The organism is Chryseobacterium sp. PET-29 (assembly GCF_025736815.1).
GTDB lineage: Bacteria > Bacteroidota > Bacteroidia > Flavobacteriales > Weeksellaceae > Chryseobacterium > Chryseobacterium nepalense.
The window spans coordinates 2162820-2179493 of record NZ_CP107053.1; the positions used below are offsets into that span (position 1 = coordinate 2162820).

Here is a 16674-nt window from a genome sequence, read left to right on the forward strand (position 1 = left end):
TTTTTTGTTTTTCAACTATTCTTACGCTGAAAATAAGTATATTCGCTTTTCTAATTTTTATTGAAAAAATGAAGAAGATTGTTTCCGTTTTGTTTTTATTTTTTGTGATTACAGCTTTTGCCCAGGAAGCTATTCATTTTCAGGAACTTCCATTTAAAGATCTTGTTTCAAAGGCAAAAAAAGAAAATAAAATCGTATTTATTGATGCGTTTACCTCATGGTGCGGCCCTTGCAAAATGATGGAAAAGAATATTTTCACGAAAAAATCGGTGGGAGATTATTACAATGCCAACTTTATCAACGCCAGATTCGATATGGAAAAGGGCGAAGGAAGAGAAATTGCTGCAAAATACGGTGTACGCTCCTATCCTACTTATCTATTTCTGAATGGCGATGGCGAGCTCGTTTCCCAGAATTACGGTTATATGGAAGAAAGTATGTTCATCTCAATGGCACAGGACGTTAATTCTCCCAACAACAAAAAAGGTTCCCTGAAAGAACGCTTTGAAAAGGGTGAAAAAAATCCTGAATTCCTGATCAATATTATGAAACTCAATTCTTCTTCAGATTTTGGTTTTGCCAAAAGAGCTTCGGAAAGATATTTTGAAAACAAAGCAAAAACATCAGAATTCACAAAAGATGATGTGGGTCTTTTACTGTACTTCCTTAAATCTTCTGAAGACAAAAATTATAAAGTCTTTACTGAAAGGAAAGCTGACATCATTAAATTTTTACTTGAAGAAACATATCATGAATTCGACAATCAGATTAAGCTGGGGAAAATTGTTGAACAATCAATCGACAATCAGAATAAAAGAATTAACGATGATTACTTCATGAAAGCAGCAGAACCTCTTGTAGGAAAACATGATGCTGAAGTAAAACTCAATCAGACCAAATTAAGCTATTACGAGCAAAACGCCAATTTCCCGGAATATGAAAAGGCTGCCCTTGTCTACTATAAAAATTCGGAAGCTTTTGAACCTAATGAATTATTAAAAGCAGCATGGATATTTTCTGAACATATAACTAATGTTACATCGCTGAAAAAAGCTGCTGAATGGGCCGAAAAATCTGTTATGCGTAGTGAAACTTCTGAAAACACTTACATTCTCGCAAAACTTTATTTTCTTACCGGAAATAAGGAACAGGCAAAGACCTACGCAGAAATGTCAAAAAATATGGCATCTCAGGCACAGAAAGATTCTACACTGGCAGAGGAGTTATTAAAACAAATTAATAAGAAATAATGAAGATCAGATTATTAGCAGGCTTTCTTACCCTTTTTATTTTAGGAAATTTAAATGCCCAGGAACAGGAAAACATCAATGAAAAAAAGGTCCATATAAAAGGTAATGCAGCCTTTATTCCTTTAGGGATTGTTAATCTTGCTCTTGAACATCAGCTCAGCAAAAAAATTACCGTACAGGGTGATGTTTTGATTTCTCCCTGGAAATCTTTTGCAGGACATGAACTACAGTATTATTCAGTCTCAGCTGAAGGAAGATATTACTTTAATGAAGCGTTCAGACATTTTTATCTGGGAGCCAACATTGCTGCCTCTTCATTTGTTTTGCAAAAGTGGAATTATTGGTCTGACGGACCTTATTATAATGATTTTGGAGAAGTTTTCGTTACCTCAAATCTTTACCAGAAAGGATATTCGCTTATATTTGGTATAACGGGAGGGTATCAGTTTAAAGTTTCCGACAGATGGAATATCGACGTGTATGCAGCTATTGGATCATCACAGGATTTTTACAAAGGTTACGACAGAACTACCGGAGAGCGCTATGACAGAAAAGACAACAAATTCAACAGAAGTGGTGAAATTCTTCCTTACAGAGGAGGCGTCATGATTTCTTATCAATTAAAATAATCATTATGAAATTATTCGGAAAAAATCATCTGATTCTTTGTGCCGGTACTTTTATCATTCTTTTTATGATGAATTATCTGGGCAATGACCAGGCTGATAAACTGGAAAGAGCTTTAATGATCGGTGCTGCGGGAGTAATTGGTCTTTCCATCGGTTTAGTAATCATGAATAAGGGCAAAGACGATAAAACGCCGCCGCAAAATTTTGATTGAACGTCAAAGAGCAACGGTAAATTCATTCTTTGAATTTCAAACTGATACGATTGATCATTCACAGATCAATTTTCATAGATCATATACTTCTTTCTTATTTTCTCGAACTTTTCCAAACCGGGTTTCCAGGAATCTTTAATTTCCCTGATGGACTTTCCGGAAACGATCTGTTTTCTAAGCGTATCATCCCCAACTAAAGTATCAAACCAGAAATTTTTGCCGGGTGCAGGCTTAAGGAAAAAGTCCAGCTCAGGATTCTTATAATTTCTATAGGCTTTAAGCAACCATTCGAGGTTAAGCTCTGTTAAGTCGTGAGGATAACCTGAAAGATTTTCTCCATAGCAGAGTTTTCCGTTGAGGAAAGGATCTTTAGCCCCAAAATTAGGTTTCGGTGTAAACTGATACGGTAAACTTTTTGTCCACGGCGAACCGTAAATCTGAAAAGGCAGATCGGTACCTCTTCCTACGGAAACCTGAGTTCCTTCAAAAAAGCATAAACTTGGATAAAGATTGATTGATTTCTCGTTGGGCAAATTCGGCGAAGGCTTTTCCAAAATTGGATACCGTAATTTTTTATGATAATTTTTCATCTGGACCAAAGTATATTTTGCCTGAACTCCCTTTTCAAGCCATCTTTCTCCATTCACCATTTTACCGTATTCCCCGATGGTAAGGCCATAAACTACAGGCACTTCATGCATTCCGACAAAGCTTGTCCATTTTTTGTTCAGAACAGGGCCGTCTGTATAACCGTCATGCGGATTGGGGCGGTCCAGCACAATTACCTCAACATTATTTTCCGCTGCGGCTTCCATAAGATATGTTAATGTAGAAATATAGGTATAAAAGCGCACCCCTACATCCTGTATATCAAAAACCACAATATCAATTCCTTTTAATTGTTCAGGTTTTGGTTTCTTATTATTTCCATACAAAGAAACAATAGGAATTCCCGTTTTTACATCTACACCGTTTTTTACTTTTTCACCGGCATCGGCATCGCCTCGGAAACCATGCTCGGGAGCAAAAATAGATTTAATGTTAATCCTGTTTTTTACTAAAAAATCAACAACATGAGTTTTGTCGCTCATTAATCCGGTCTGATTAGTCACCACGCCAATTGTTTTACCCTTTAGCAACGGCAAATATATTTCTGGCTGATCGGCACCTGTTTTAAAACCTTCCAAAGCTTTGGATTGAGAATTATATTGATGGAATACTCCTAAAAAAATTAGGCAAATAAGAAGTAAATTTTTAATTTTGAGATCTAAATTCATAAGCTTGAAATTTCCTTTATATTTCTCTAGAAAAATAGCGTTTTCCAAAGATAACAAAAATAACTTGTCAAGGGTTATTATCTTCATTGGAAGGCTTTCGGTAGCGCTGGGAATCATTGTTTCTCTAATTACCGTATCCACTGGGTTCGGTTCTAAGAAAGCGATTAAAGAAAGACTGGCAGATTTCAGCGGCCATATTACAGTAAGATCTACAAGATCAAACTCTTCATACAACACTTCTGTACTCGATAACCAGGGTCTTGATATTAAAAAAATAAAAGAAATTCCTGATGTCGCAAGCGTTCAGAAATATGCGATGTTAACGGGTATAATGCGGAATGAGCATAATTTTGCAGGGATTATTTTCAAAGGAATCGGAAAAGATTTTGACAGCGTCAGATTTAAAAAATTCCTGATCGCAGGAACTACCCCGCAGGTTACTGAAAAAGGGTATAACAACGGCGTAGTGATCTCTGAAAAAACAGCAAAAGATCTTCATCTCAAGGTAAAAGACAGCATTGTCACGGTATTTTCAAAAACCGATCAGCAGCCTATCTACAGAAAATTTGAAGTGCTGGGAATCTACAGAACGGATATTAAGATGATTGATGATCAATTTGTTATCGGAGACATTAATCATGTGCGTAAAATTCAGGATATGAAACCCGAAGAAGCTGGTGGAATTGATATTTTCTTTAAAAATGTAAATGATGCAGATGCAGATTTTCCCGAAATCGAAAAGCTGATAGGATATAAAAACTATGCTGAAAAAGCTACAGAGAAATTCCCGCAGATTACCGACTGGATCAGTATTTTTGACACCAATATTGCATTGATTATTATCATCATGCTGATTGTAGTGGTTATTAATATTATCATGGTTCTATTAATCCTTATTATTGAAAGAACCAATTCCATAGGCCTTCTTAAAACACTCGGAGCCAGCAATTCACAGATTCGTGCAACCTTTATCAACTATACACTGATCATTATGATTCCCGGGCTTTTGTATGGAAATGTAATTGGTTTAGGCCTGATTTTCATCCAGAAGATTTTTGGCATTATCAAACTGAATCCTGAAAACTATTACGTAAGCACGGTTCCGGTAGATCTTAATCCATTGATGATTATCTCCATCTCGGTGGGCATTCTGATTATTTCAGGGCTGGCCTTAATTATTCCCAGCTACCTCATCAGTAAGATTTCTCCGGTGAAGGCGATTAAATATAATTAGAAGTAAGTGAAAAGTAAAAGGTGAAAAGTCTCAGTTGTGAATTAACTTATTCATGGAATCGATAGGATCGTTTATCCTGATAAAATTTAAAGCCGTATCTTTGCCATGCTTAAAAAACATTTATGAAATACGCAAACAACATCCTCGAAACTATAGGAAATACACCATTGGTAAAACTGAATAAAGTTTTGGGTGAAGATTTTCCGGCACTAGTTTTGGCAAAGGTTGAGACATTCAATCCAGGAAATTCCGTGAAGGACAGAATGGCCCTGAAAATGATTGAAGACGCAGAAAAAGACGGAAGGCTAAAGCCGGGAGGCACCATTATCGAAGGAACTTCAGGAAATACAGGAATGGGGTTGGCTCTTGCCGCAATCATCAAAGGATACAAATGTATTTTTGTAACCAATTCAAAACAATCTAAAGAAAAATGCGATATTCTCCGTGCTGTAGGTGCTGAAGTCATTGTTTGCCCTACCGACGTAAAACCTACAGACCCGCGTTCTTATTATTCGGTATCAAAGCGTCTTGCAAAGGAAACCGAAAACGGTTGGTATGTGAATCAATATGATAATTTATCCAACAGGGCTGCGCATTATGAATCCACCGCTCCTGAAATATGGGAACAGACCGAAGGAAAACTGACCCACTTCGTAGTGGGAGCAGGAACGGGAGGCACTATTACCGGCTGTGGCACATTCTTCAAAGAGAAAAACCCGAATATCAAAGTAATTGGAGTTGACACCTACGGATCGATCTTAAAAGAAATCCATGAGACAGGGGAAATTAATTTAGGAAACGCCTATACTTATATTACCGAAGGAATCGGTGAAGACATTCTTCCTGAGAATTATGACATGGCGGTTATCGATCATTTTGAGAAGGTAACAGATAAAGACGGAGCTATTTATGCTAGAAAATTAGCAAAAGAAGAAGGAATTTTCTGCGGATATTCTGCAGGAAGTGCCATTGCTTCACTGGTACAGATGAAGGATCAGTTCACGAAAGATGATGTAATTGTGGTACTTCTTCATGATCACGGTTCAAGATACGTCGGAAAAATCTATAACGACGAATGGATGAAAGAAATGGGTTGGCTGGATTAATAAGTCCCACTCTACAAAATAAAGAACTCAGAACATCTGTTCTGAGTTTTTTTATTTTATACGGATTAAGTTTTAATCTGCTGAATAATTATTCGTTGATGTTTTTCTTTAAAATTTGCTTTAAAAAGCTGTAGTCTTTTTCGCTCATCGATTTTCTGGGAAACATATAGCTGTACTTCCCTTCGATGCTGATAAATTCATTATTGCTGTCGAAAAACTCAAAATCTTTCCATTCGCTGGTCTCTTTATCACCGTTAATATTCACAGTGAAAAAATTCTCCTCTATTCTGATTTCATAAACCTTACAATTTTCGATCTTATTTAAATAGTGCGCTACCTGCTTCTTCCATCTTGAAACTTTATTAATGCTTACCGATAAAAAAACAGCGCAAAGCAGGAACAAAAAGCTTACAAAATACAATATCCCTGATTTTTCTTTACTGAAATCATCTTTGAAAATGAATAAAATCAACAGGATAACAGCAACTATAATGGTGGTAACCATTTTTCCCCTCGTTGTAGGAGAAAAGAACAGGCTTCCCTGGTTCCCGCTGAAATATATTTCTTCAAAATCTTTTCTTTTCGGTTTCAGAACGATTACTTTCTCTTCAGTCATATTATTAATTCTGCAGCAAAGATAAGTTTTTCATTGTATCAATCTCATTTTAAAGATCAACATCAAACACTTCCTCTAAAACTCTACAACACTCATACTCTAAAACCCTCTCACTCAAAAACTCCCTTCCTCATATTTGTCGCTGATGGCTGAAAGCTTACTCATCAGTTCACGGTTTTTCTGTTTCAGGTCTTCCATTTTCCTGAGCATATCGTGGATTACTTCAAGTCCGGGGAGGTTGATTTCCAGATCATAATACCAGTTGGTAAACCTTTCAAAAGACGGCAGATCTTCATACATCAGATAGTGGATTTCATTCTCTGTCTGAATATTCAGTAAACCGGAATCTACCAGTTCATCAAAAAAGGTGATTTCAATATTGTATATTTTTACGAGTTCTTCCCGTGATATTCTTTCATTCATGACTTAAGAGTTTTTTAGTTGTTCGAAAAGTTGCTTCTGCTCATTGGTAAGGTTTGTAGGCAGTTTCACATCGTACGTCACAAAAAGATCTCCGAATTCTCCTTCCTTTTTGTAGACAGGGAAGCCTTTTCCTTTTAGCCTTACGGTCATTCCGTTCTGGGTTTCAGGTTTCACCTTAAGATTAACGCTTCCGGTAAGGGTATTTACATTAACATCGCCGCCCAAAACAGCCGTATACAAATCGATCGCGACTTTAGTTTTTAAATCATCTCCTATCCTTTCAAAATCCGGATCAGCCGGAATCGTAAAAGTAATGTACAAATCACCGTTCGGACCACCATTATAGCCGGGATTTCCATGGCCTTTTAATTTAATCTGCTGTCCGTCATAAACTCCGGCCGGAATGGTAATCCTCACCTTTTTCCCGTTAATATCAAAAGTCTGCTGATGCGTAGTTGCAGCATCCTTTAAGCTTAGATTCAGCTCTGCATGAACATCCTGTCCTTTAAATTTCCCGGAAGCGCTCCCTCTCGAACTTCTCCCGAAACCTCCTGTTCCACCAAACATGCTTTGGAAAAAATCCGAAAAATCTTCTCCTTCACCGAAATCAGCACCGGAAAATCCGCTACTGTAATCATTTCCGTGACTTTGCCTTTGTTGCTGCTGTTGCTGTTGTGCTTTTTCATACTCTTCACCATGTTTCCAGTGTTCTCCATATTTGTCGTATTTAGCACGGTTTTCAGGATTACTGAGAACTTCATTGGCTTCGTTGATCTCCTTGAATTTCCTTTCTGCTTCCTTATCGTCTGGATTCAGGTCGGGATGAAGTTTTCTTGCAAGCTTGCGATACGCTTTTTTAATATCTTCCTGCGTTGCGTTTTTATCTACGCCTAAAATTTTATAGTAGTCTATATAAGCCATAGAAACCTTTTTACTCAAATTTAAGGATTTTAGAGACGAAATTTATATAATGAAGTGTTAAAAATAAAGCTATCTTTGATTAAAAAGCGCTCTATGAAAGAAGTGTTGAAAAACTACTCGGGAATCCTGCTTTTGCTTCTGGGGATCGTTATCGGGAGTATCATCGGAATTGTGGCACCACAAACGGTAAGTTATATAAAACCTTTAGGAGATATTTTCCTGAATTTACTGTTCGTAAGTGTTGTTCCGCTTGTTTTCTTTGCAGTCTCCAATTCCATTGCATCGCTGGAGCAAGGGTCGAAGTTTGGAAAAATCATGATAACCATGGCGTTTACTTTTATTTTTTTCATCTTAACAGCGGCCGTTTTTACGATCTTCGCGGTGTATTTATTTCCGGTTTCGGGAGTTTCAGGGAGTAAGGAACTGGTAGAGGAAGTGGCTTCCGAAGAAAGCTGGGGCAACAGGATTGTGAGTTTTTTTACTGTGGGCGAATTTACACAGCTTTTTTCACGGCAGAATATGCTGGCCCTGCTTATTTTTGCATTTATGACGGGATTTTCTGCAAGAAAAGCAGGAGAAAAAGGACAATCATTCAGGATGTTTATTGCTTCCGGATATGAAGTCATGAAAGAACTGTTACTATTAATTATGAAAGCTGCTCCCATTGGTTTGGGGGCCTATTTCGCTTATCAGGTGGCCACACTGGGACCTCAGCTTTTCGGATTTTATGCTAAGCCACTCGGACTTTATTATATTGCAGGTGTCATTTATTTTCTGTTGTTTTTTTCCATTTATGCTTTTATGGCCGCCGGGACGAATGGTGTTAAAAGTTTTTGGAAAAATGCGATTTATCCTACAGCCACGGCACTGAGTACCTGCAGCAGCTTCGCTACTATGCCTGCTAACTTAGAAGCTGCATCCAGAATCGGAATTCCCAGTCAGATTTCAAATATTGTGATCCCTATCGGAACTACGCTGCATAAAAACGGATCTTCCATGTCATCCATCATTAAGATCTATGTTGCTTTTATGATTATCGGCAGAGATTTTTTCGATCCGATAAATTTACTTCTGGCATTAGGCATTACGGTTTTCGTGAGCATTGTAGCGGGCGGAATTCCCAATGGCGGATATATCGGTGAGATGCTGATGATCTCAGTCTATAAACTGCCACAGGAAGCCATTCCGGCAGTGATGATTATCGGAACCCTGGTGGATCCGCTGGCTACTGTTCTGAATGCAGTCGGGCAATTGGTGGCTTCGATGTTTGTGAGCCGATTTGTGAAAGTCTGATTTTTTGTTTTTGCTAAACACAGATTACACAAATTTTTTTTTGATGATCAGGCAGATTTATTCACTGCGCTTTACTGGCTCCAGATTTTCCAGTTCTTCCGGTGTGAAGAGTGTATAAATAACTTTAAATGTTTTTCCCAGTGGAGTTTCCAAAGAAAACCCTCCCGGTCCGAAACCATCGGTAACGTCCAATGTAAAATGGGAATACTGCCAGTACTCGAAGAGGTCGCGGTCGATCCAGAATTCGTGTCCGTTGATGGTCCCGATCATGGCATCGTTCATTCGCGGATAAAACCCACCTTTTTCAAAACATTGCGGCTGTGTGCCTTCGCAACAGCCTCCTGCCTGGTAGAACATGAGATCACCGTATTTTTTTTCGAGCTCCCAGATGACTTCCAGGGCTTTTTCTGTAGCGGAGAGTCTTGATATTTTAGGGTTCATAATTCTTCTTTTGTTATTGATTGGCATAGCTCAAATTAAATAGTTTGCTATTCGGGGTACTTCAATTATTTTAAGCAGCTGGGCTTTTTCTGAGTCTCAAGCAAATTTACTTTATACTTATAATATGCAGTTGTGCATTTTGCAAAATTTTGTTATTGAATTCGTCAGTTCGAGTATTTTTTCGTAACAAAGTGGAGAAAAATGTATCGAGAACAGATTATCTTCAGAAGTAACAAACTTCTCGATACGATTTTTTCAAAATCTACTCGAAGTGACGAAAATATATCAAAATACAAAACGTGCTTACAATTCTTTTATACAAGTTAAAAAAAGTTCGGCGAACCAGACATTGTCATCATTAATTTGCACTTCCGGCGATATCAAGAACGATCCTTCCATCGATCTGTCCTTTTTTCATCTTATCAAAGACCTCGTTAATATCTTCCAGTTTTGCAGCGGTAACGGTTGCTTTTACCAATCCTTCATTAGCAAAATCAAGTGCCTCCTGGAGATCTTTCCGTGTTCCGACGATGGAACCTCTCACGGTAATTCTCTTGAGCACGGTTTCAAAGATCGGAAGCTCAAAGGATCCCGGCGGAAGGCCGTTCAGCGCAATGGTTCCTTTTCTTCGTAATACATCAATTCCCTGTTTGAAGGCAATAGGGGAAACTGCCGTAATGAGCGCGCCGTGCATTCCGCCGACTTCTTTATGCAGGTATTCTCCAGGATCTGTGTTTCTTGCGTTGACTACCAAATCTGCCCCGAGCTTTTTTGCCAAATCCAATTTATCATCCGCCACATCAATAGCAGCCACATGCATTCCCATTGCTTTCGCATACTGAACGGCTACGTGACCCAATCCCCCGATTCCTGAAATGGCTACCCATTCTCCAGGTTTTGTTTCCGTTTCTTTTAACCCTTTATACACGGTAACTCCGGCGCAAAGAATCGGTGCGATCTCCAAAAAGTTGACCTCACTTTTCAAATGTCCCACATATCTTGAATCTGCAATTACATATTCTGCAAAGCCACCATCTACACTATATCCGCCATTTTTCTGCGCTTCACACAGAGTTTCCCAGCCGGTAATACAATAGTCGCAGCATCCGCATGCGGAATATAGCCAGGGTACCCCTACTGCATCTCCTTCTTTAACATACGCTTCAGGACCGCAGGCGACTACAATTCCCACTCCTTCATGTCCGGGAATCAGAGGCATTTTGGGTTTGGCCGGCCAGTCGCCATCAACGGCATGAAGATCTGTATGACAAACGCCACATGCGATTACTTTTACCAATACTTCATATCTTCCAGGTTCTCTTACGGGAACTTCTTGTATTTTTAATGGTTGTCCGTAGCCTTGAACAACTGCTGCTTTCATTGTTTTTGGTATCATATTCTGAGTTTTGAATTAGTTTTTATTGAAATCATTGGAATTCTCTTGGAAATGGATATCCTAATATTATAATGAAATGTTGTTTTTTATTTCCCTCAGATTTCGCGGATTATTTATAAAAAGTTTATTTGATTAATCTTTAATTTAACACAAAGTCCGCAAAGATTTTTTTTAATACTATATGTTTTTTAAGTTCGCAAAAGCGTTACACTTAACTAAGATCGCTAAGAATTTTCTTTACTTTTATTTCTATAATAAATTACCTGTAGACTCTAAAGAATCATAAAAGGTTGATTTTACTTGACGCAAAGAGTATAAATTGTTAATATTACTTTTCTGACTTCGATAATCTCTATGTGTATAAATATGTACAAGACAACGAATCATTGCGTGAGGGATAGGAAGGGCGGCGAGGAACGAGCCGGTGCGGAGCGAAGCGGAGCACCGAAACGAAGTGCAGCCCTGGATAGCCCGACCGTTTTGCTCCGGCTGAAGCCGGGGCAAACGGGCACGCCCTATTATTTAAAATTAAAAAAATCCTAGTTTGTTTTTGTTGTACGAGATCAGCATATTTTTAGTCTGACGGTAATGATCCAGCATCATTTTGTGGTTTTCCCTTCCGATTCCGGATTGTTTGTAGCCCCCAAAAGGCGCTCCTGCAGGGTAAGAGTGATACTGGTTTACCCAGACTCTTCCCGCCTGGATCTGACGCGGAATAGTATACAGCTGATGTGCATCTCTCGTCCAGACTCCTGCTCCCAGTCCGTAAATCGTATCATTGGCAATTTTAACGGCTTCTTCTTCGTCTTTGAAGGTTGTAAAAGCCAGCACCGGCCCGAAAATTTCTTCCTGGAAAATTCTCATCCTGTTATTGCCTTTGAAAATTGTAGGCTGAATATAATAGCCATCTTCAAGTCCTTCTCCAACATTGTTGACATCACCACCAACGAGCACTTCCGCACCTTCTTCTTTTCCAAGTTTGATATAGGAAAGAATCTTATCTTTCTGGATCTGCGACGCCTGTGCGCCCATCATTACGGTTTTATCCAACGGATTCCCGACCTTAATCGCTTTTACTCTTTCAATCACTTTCGCAATAAAGGCATCCGCAATATCTTCCTGAACAAGCAATCTTGACGGACATGTACAGATTTCTCCCTGGTTCAGTGCAAAAAGAACTGCTCCTTCAATGGCTTTATCCAAAAACTCATCATCGGCATCCATTACAGAATTGAAAAAAACGTTTGGTGATTTCCCGCCTAATTCTAATGTTACGGGAATAATGTTTTCCGTTGCATACTGCATAACCAGACGACCAGTTGCGGTAGATCCTGTAAATGCGGCTTTAGAAACTTTCGGATTGGTCACCAATGCCCTTCCCAATTCTGCGCCGAAACCGTTGACAATATTTACAACACCCGGAGGAAGGAGATCTCCTATAATTTCCATCAAAACCATGATAGAAACCGGAGTGCTTTCCGCGGGCTTAAGTACAACGCAGTTTCCGGCTGCCAATGCCGGAGCCAGTTTCCAAACCGCCATGAGAATCGGGAAATTCCACGGTATAATCTGTGCAATAACGCCCAGTGGTTCGTGAACGATAAGGGAAACGGTATCTTTGTCCAATTCATTATGAGAACCTTCTTCCGCTCTGATCACCGAAGCGAAATATCTGAAATGATCAATTGCCAAAGGAATATCTGCCGCGAGCGTTTCTCTTACCGCCTTACCGTTGTCAATGGTTTCAACGGTTGCGATGTATTCCAGGTTCTGCTCAATCCTGTCGGCAATTTTATTCAAAATAACACTTCTTTCTGTTGATGAAGTATCTTTCCAGGTCTGAAATGCTTTTTCCGCAGCATTAACAGCCATCTCCAGATCTTCTTTTGAAGAATGGGCAGCCTGTGTAAACTTTTTCCCGTCCACCGGCGATACAACATCGAAGTACTCTCCGTTTACCGGTGCCGTGAACTGACCATTGATATAATTATCATATCTCTTTTTGAATTCAGGCCATTGAAGTAATGTGTCTGATTGTTGTTGTGTTGTAGTGCTCATATTTGTACAATTTTTAATTTTTCTTAATAGCCAAATTACACCTACATTTGAGATTTGAATAGCATAATCGTACAAAAAAGCTTCAAAATCGTACAGAATAATAATTTTATAATTCATTAACATTCAGCAGATACCATATTTTCTTATATTTGAGATACGTGTAAACATAAATTGTTTAGAAATGAATGATCACAAATTTTTACTGAAAACTCCTGAATTGAAAAAGGAAAACCAGCTTTTAAGCATGGTTGAAAATCAGACCAAATTCAATCTGAACAATTGTGAATTCAGTATCTATGAAACACATAAAGCCGCTTTTGATGTAAAACTGCATTTTGAAACAATTGCCTTTACGGCAATGCTTCGCGGAAAAAAACACATGAAGCTTGATAATAAAACCGGCTATTTTGATTACTATCCAGGAGAATCTGTTCTGGTAGCTCCGGGCGAAACCATGATCATTGATTTTCCGGAAGCAGACGAAACGCCATCTCAATGCATTTCCCTGAGCCTGAATCCCGAATTTATAGAAAAATCTCTTAATCATCTTAATTATCACCTGCCGAAAACGGATGAAACTTCACAGTGGAATATTGAACTTGATGAATATTTTCTTTTCAACAATCAGTCTTTAGCTTCCGCCACAAACAATATTATGCGTATTGCCATGGATGATAATTCACAGAAAGATATTATGGCTGATTTTGCTTTGAAAGAACTTCTGATCCGTTTGATGCAGACCCAGGCAAGAAGCATGGTAGAGAAAAATATTGCAAAAAACAGATCCAGAATCAGTTTTGCGGTAGATTATATCCGGAAAAACCTTCATCAGAAACTCTCTATTGAAAGCATTGCAAAACTGGCATATGTGAGTAAATCGAATTTCTTCAGGATGTTTAAGGATGAGCTGGGAACTTCCCCAAATGAATTTATTCTCCAGGAAAGAATCAGCAGGGCAAAAGAGTTACTGAAAAGCAGGAACAGCATTAAAGAAACCGCTTTTCAGACCGGCTTTTCGGATACTAATTATTTTACAAGAGTTTTTAAGCAGCTGGTAGGGGTTACGCCGAAAAGTTATCAGGATAGAAATACCTTAGATATTTTTGAATGATATCCCTATTTGGCGTAAAAGTAAGCAGAAAAGCTAACTTGATTATTAATCTTTGTATTCTGCTTTTTATTATTGTTATTTTTCTGGTTATAAAAAAGCCCATCTAAAAAAAGTCATTCTGAATATAATGAAGAATCTCAAATAATTAATTTAAACAGATTCTTCGTCCCTCAGAATGACAAATTTCAAATTATCCTTACTTAAGAAGCCCTTCTATTTTTGATAATGATAATATCTTGCTCCTTTTAAGACCGGGTTTTCCAATTCCACATATTTTAATCCGAACCCTTTGTAATTTTCATTAACAGAATTTTCCAGCTGCTTTCTGTGAAGCTTTTCATAGGTTTCAAAATTGATGGCTGTTCTGCTTTTTAATTCTTCAAATACATCCCATTTTGAAACTACGTTTTTCCAGTTTGCTGAAACTTTCCCGGCAAAAACTTTCGATTTGGAACCGCTTCCATATCCTAAAAAGCCAATTTCCTTTCCGGTTAATTCTTCATTTTCATTAAAAGAAGTCTGTAATGCAGAAAGCAAAGCCATAAAAATGGATGCTGTGTACATATTTCCGATTTCTGAGGAAGCACGCTGTGATTTTTCAATTTTATCATTAATAAACTGAATATACGCTTCTGATTTTGCGACTGCTTTTTGCTCTTCAGGCGTTTCGTAGGATAGTCCGTTTTCCAGACTGTAAATCTCCGTAAAAACCCTTTTACCGTGAAATGCGTACGGAAGATGGAAAATCAGATATTTCCAGTGTTCATACGGTTTATTTTTCCCGGTAATTTCTTTATAATGGTTGTACGCTTCCCTGATTCTGTCCTGATAACACTGATTGGAATATTGCCCGTCGAAAACTGGTTCATCCGTAAAAATTTCAATTTTTTCCGGGAAACTTTCGGGAGCATTGTTCAGATTTTCTTTTTTGAAATGACGTCTCGGCTTGAAGAAGTCAAAGACAGATTCTGTCGCCACTCCCCAATTGTTTTCAAATTCAATTAAATCCGGTTTTGAAGAAACCAAAACAGCGACCGCTCCACCACCCTGCGTGTATTCACCGGAAGAAGCCAGTTCATATTTTGCATAATCGCTGGCGATAACAACTGCTTTTTTATCCGGATTTACTCTTACAAAGTCTAAAGAATTGTGAAATGCGTCTACTGCCCCGATACAGGCGAAGGTGAGATCCACCACATCACAGTTTTTAAAACACCTTTCTCCAAATTCTTCCTCCATCACCTTTTCTATCATCTGCATCGCGTAGGAAGCTGTTGGCTTTGCCGCATCGAGGGCGCTTTCTGTCCCCAGATAAATTCTTGCAATGTCTTTTGGATTAATATGGTAATCTTTAATCAGTTTTAATAAGGCTTCTGCAGCAAATGTTGCCGCATCTTCATGCACATCCGGGAATCCCATTTTATGCAAGCCCAGACCTTTTTCCAGTTTTGCAGGTTCAATTCCTCTTTTTTCCGCTAAATCTTTAATTTCCAAATATAATGAGGGCACATGGTAACTTGCCGCTTCAATTCCGAAAGTCATATTCTTTTAATTTAATACGAATTTAAAAAATGTAAACGTTTAATCAAATATGATTTTACCTAAATTTCGTCAATTTTCTTATTTTAATATGAAAAAAAGACATCCCGTGATGAGATGTCCTGATGTAAATTATTAACTATATATCTTTTTATACCATGAGAAATAAATTAATTTTTAATGATCTTAAACGATTCTGTTCCTTTATCAGTTTTTCCTGAAATAATATATATCCCATTACTCAAAGTAGAAATATCTATATCTCCCTGTTCAGTATTTACTGTATGCGTCTGAATTCTTCTTCCGTTCGCGTCATAAATGGTCATTTCGTGTACCTTATCTATTGCCTGATAATGCAAAACATCATTAACAGGGTTCGGATAATAATTAATCGATGATTTCGGAGAAACCTTTACATCATTCACCCCTAAAACATCATTGGTAATCGTAAAATTATCAATCAATGTAGAATATCCCTGTGCATTTTCACATTCTATGGCAACCTGATAAAGATTGGGAGGAAGATTAACGTTGGCAAAGAAGTACCAGGAATTAAAAGGCGGCTGAAATCCCATCACCATATTCCATGAATCAGACGCTGACATCCGGTAGTAAATTCTTACCCAGTTCGCATTCGATCCCTGTTGCGGATTGATAAGATAAAAGCTTAGTCTGGGCGAAGTGAGCACCGAACTGTTCAATGGCGGGGTTACAAGCTTTGTTTTGTCTGCCCCGGAAGAATTCGCCGGAAAATTGGCAAATTTTGTTCCGGCAAACGCTGTTATTCCATTACTTCCTGTGGTTGCAGAAGATGCGAATGTCCAGGACATGTTGTTTGTTTCATAAACCTGAGTCCAGCCTGATCTGGTAGGAGAATTGTCTTCAAAAGTTTCCGTCCAGGGAAATGTTGAAATTTGAGCATGAAGCCCAATAGCGGAAAAAATGGTTAAAGCCGAAAATACATATCGGTTTTTAATTTTTTCAGAAAGTAGATTTGTTTTCATTAGCAATTATTTTAATGTTAATTCAATAACAAAATTATGATATAAAAACAAATAAATCAAAAATATTAAAAATTTAACATATAAAATTTAATTAAAATCGTTTAACCAATAAAATAACCGCTATTATAAAATAGCGGTTATCATCATTATAATATTATAAAGTT

General features: G+C 38.0%; 16 protein-coding genes. 7 read left to right on the forward strand and 9 right to left on the reverse strand.

Features of this window, described 5'->3' with window-relative positions; translation table 11 throughout:
• The first annotated feature begins 68 nt into the window (after window positions 1-68).
• The 3 genes from ODE14_RS09540 to ODE14_RS09550 are packed head-to-tail and all read left to right on the forward strand — an operon-like array spanning window position 69 to window position 2091.
• Window positions 69-1250, forward strand: a complete 1182-nt coding sequence (locus ODE14_RS09540; protein ID WP_263601281.1) for a thioredoxin family protein — start codon at window positions 69-71, stop codon at window positions 1248-1250.
• Window positions 1250-1879 (forward strand): DUF3575 domain-containing protein, encoded by a 630-nt coding sequence (locus ODE14_RS09545; protein ID WP_263601282.1) that lies wholly within the window; start codon window positions 1250-1252, stop codon window positions 1877-1879. The genes ODE14_RS09540 and ODE14_RS09545 overlap by 1 nt, the downstream gene beginning before the upstream one ends.
• A gap of 5 nt (window positions 1880-1884) precedes the next feature.
• Window positions 1885-2091 carry a hypothetical protein gene (locus ODE14_RS09550; RefSeq protein WP_263601283.1) on the forward strand — a complete coding sequence of 69 codons (207 nt, stop codon included), beginning with the start codon at window positions 1885-1887 and terminating at the stop codon, window positions 2089-2091.
• A gap of 65 nt (window positions 2092-2156) precedes the next feature.
• Here the strand turns inward: ODE14_RS09550 and ODE14_RS09555 are convergent, their stop codons facing one another.
• A complete protein-coding gene (locus ODE14_RS09555; RefSeq protein WP_263601284.1) occupies window positions 2157-3368 on the reverse strand; it encodes a DUF1343 domain-containing protein in 1212 nt (403 codons plus the stop codon).
• A 4-nt stretch (window positions 3369-3372) separates the two neighbouring features.
• Between ODE14_RS09555 and ODE14_RS09560 the strand changes: the two genes are divergently transcribed.
• Both ODE14_RS09560 and ODE14_RS09565 read left to right on the forward strand, forming a co-directional pair.
• A complete protein-coding gene (locus ODE14_RS09560; RefSeq protein ID WP_248391617.1) occupies window positions 3373-4602 on the forward strand; it encodes an ABC transporter permease in 1230 nt (409 codons plus the stop codon).
• A gap of 122 nt (window positions 4603-4724) precedes the next feature.
• Window positions 4725-5708, forward strand: a complete 984-nt coding sequence (locus ODE14_RS09565) for a PLP-dependent cysteine synthase family protein (protein ID WP_248391616.1) — start codon at window positions 4725-4727, stop codon at window positions 5706-5708.
• Window positions 5709-5796: 88 nt separating this feature from the next.
• Here the strand turns inward: ODE14_RS09565 and ODE14_RS09570 are convergent, their stop codons facing one another.
• From ODE14_RS09570 to ODE14_RS09580, 3 genes are all read right to left on the reverse strand, one after another.
• The gene (locus ODE14_RS09570) at window positions 5797-6324 is read right to left on the reverse strand and encodes a hypothetical protein (protein ID WP_263601285.1); all 528 of its coding nucleotides are present in this window, start codon (window positions 6322-6324) and stop codon (window positions 5797-5799) included.
• Between the two features lie 114 nt (window positions 6325-6438).
• Complete coding sequence (locus ODE14_RS09575; protein ID WP_263601286.1) at window positions 6439-6747, reverse strand: chaperone modulator CbpM; 309 nt, start codon at window positions 6745-6747, stop codon at window positions 6439-6441.
• Window positions 6748-6750: 3 nt separating this feature from the next.
• Window positions 6751-7668 (reverse strand): J domain-containing protein, encoded by a 918-nt coding sequence (locus ODE14_RS09580; protein ID WP_263601287.1) that lies wholly within the window; start codon window positions 7666-7668, stop codon window positions 6751-6753.
• Between the two features lie 93 nt (window positions 7669-7761).
• On the opposite strand from ODE14_RS09580, the gene ODE14_RS09585 reads away from it, so the two are divergent.
• Window positions 7762-8961: a dicarboxylate/amino acid:cation symporter gene (locus tag ODE14_RS09585; RefSeq protein ID WP_263601288.1), complete on the forward strand. Its 1200-nt coding sequence runs from the start codon at window positions 7762-7764 to the stop codon at window positions 8959-8961.
• A 57-nt stretch (window positions 8962-9018) separates the two neighbouring features.
• Here the strand turns inward: ODE14_RS09585 and ODE14_RS09590 are convergent, their stop codons facing one another.
• From ODE14_RS09590 to ODE14_RS09600, 3 genes are all read right to left on the reverse strand, one after another.
• Complete coding sequence (locus ODE14_RS09590) at window positions 9019-9402, reverse strand: DUF779 domain-containing protein (protein ID WP_263601289.1); 384 nt, start codon at window positions 9400-9402, stop codon at window positions 9019-9021.
• A 358-nt stretch (window positions 9403-9760) separates the two neighbouring features.
• A complete protein-coding gene (gene adhP / locus ODE14_RS09595; RefSeq protein WP_263601290.1) occupies window positions 9761-10798 on the reverse strand; it encodes an alcohol dehydrogenase AdhP in 1038 nt (345 codons plus the stop codon).
• Window positions 10799-11326: 528 nt separating this feature from the next.
• Window positions 11327-12856 carry an aldehyde dehydrogenase family protein gene (locus ODE14_RS09600; protein WP_263601291.1) on the reverse strand — a complete coding sequence of 510 codons (1530 nt, stop codon included), beginning with the start codon at window positions 12854-12856 and terminating at the stop codon, window positions 11327-11329.
• Between the two features lie 181 nt (window positions 12857-13037).
• On the opposite strand from ODE14_RS09600, the gene ODE14_RS09605 reads away from it, so the two are divergent.
• Window positions 13038-13967, forward strand: coding sequence for an AraC family transcriptional regulator (locus ODE14_RS09605; protein WP_263601292.1), 930 nt, complete (start codon window positions 13038-13040; stop codon window positions 13965-13967).
• A gap of 213 nt (window positions 13968-14180) precedes the next feature.
• Here the strand turns inward: ODE14_RS09605 and ODE14_RS09610 are convergent, their stop codons facing one another.
• Both ODE14_RS09610 and ODE14_RS09615 read right to left on the reverse strand, forming a co-directional pair.
• Complete coding sequence (locus ODE14_RS09610) at window positions 14181-15509, reverse strand: hydroxymethylglutaryl-CoA synthase family protein (RefSeq protein WP_263601293.1); 1329 nt, start codon at window positions 15507-15509, stop codon at window positions 14181-14183.
• Between the two features lie 167 nt (window positions 15510-15676).
• Window positions 15677-16510 carry a T9SS type A sorting domain-containing protein gene (locus ODE14_RS09615; protein ID WP_263601294.1) on the reverse strand — a complete coding sequence of 278 codons (834 nt, stop codon included), beginning with the start codon at window positions 16508-16510 and terminating at the stop codon, window positions 15677-15679.
• Window positions 16511-16674 lie beyond the last annotated feature (164 nt).

Excerpts from the sequence above, each read along its gene's own strand:
- ODE14_RS09590 (WP_263601289.1), bottom strand. The coding sequence starts at position 9,402 with ATGAACCCTAAAATATCAAGACTCTCCGCTACAGAAAAAGCCCTGGAA.
- ODE14_RS09610 (WP_263601293.1), bottom strand. The coding sequence starts at position 15,509 with ATGACTTTCGGAATTGAAGCGGCAAGTTACCATGTGCCCTCATTATAT.
- ODE14_RS09540 (WP_263601281.1), top strand. The coding sequence starts at position 69 with ATGAAGAAGATTGTTTCCGTTTTGTTTTTATTTTTTGTGATTACAGCT.
- ODE14_RS09615 (WP_263601294.1), bottom strand. The coding sequence starts at position 16,510 with ATGAAAACAAATCTACTTTCTGAAAAAATTAAAAACCGATATGTATTT.
- ODE14_RS09605 (WP_263601292.1), top strand. The coding sequence starts at position 13,038 with ATGAATGATCACAAATTTTTACTGAAAACTCCTGAATTGAAAAAGGAA.
- ODE14_RS09555 (WP_263601284.1), bottom strand. The coding sequence starts at position 3,368 with ATGAATTTAGATCTCAAAATTAAAAATTTACTTCTTATTTGCCTAATT.
- ODE14_RS09570 (WP_263601285.1), bottom strand. The coding sequence starts at position 6,324 with ATGACTGAAGAGAAAGTAATCGTTCTGAAACCGAAAAGAAAAGATTTT.
- ODE14_RS09545 (WP_263601282.1), top strand. The coding sequence starts at position 1,250 with ATGAAGATCAGATTATTAGCAGGCTTTCTTACCCTTTTTATTTTAGGA.
- ODE14_RS09600 (WP_263601291.1), bottom strand. The coding sequence starts at position 12,856 with ATGAGCACTACAACACAACAACAATCAGACACATTACTTCAATGGCCT.
- adhP (WP_263601290.1), bottom strand. The coding sequence starts at position 10,798 with ATGATACCAAAAACAATGAAAGCAGCAGTTGTTCAAGGCTACGGACAA.
- ODE14_RS09565 (WP_248391616.1), top strand. The coding sequence starts at position 4,725 with ATGAAATACGCAAACAACATCCTCGAAACTATAGGAAATACACCATTG.
- ODE14_RS09580 (WP_263601287.1), bottom strand. The coding sequence starts at position 7,668 with ATGGCTTATATAGACTACTATAAAATTTTAGGCGTAGATAAAAACGCA.
- ODE14_RS09550 (WP_263601283.1), top strand. The coding sequence starts at position 1,885 with ATGAAATTATTCGGAAAAAATCATCTGATTCTTTGTGCCGGTACTTTT.
- ODE14_RS09585 (WP_263601288.1), top strand. The coding sequence starts at position 7,762 with ATGAAAGAAGTGTTGAAAAACTACTCGGGAATCCTGCTTTTGCTTCTG.
- ODE14_RS09575 (WP_263601286.1), bottom strand. The coding sequence starts at position 6,747 with ATGAATGAAAGAATATCACGGGAAGAACTCGTAAAAATATACAATATT.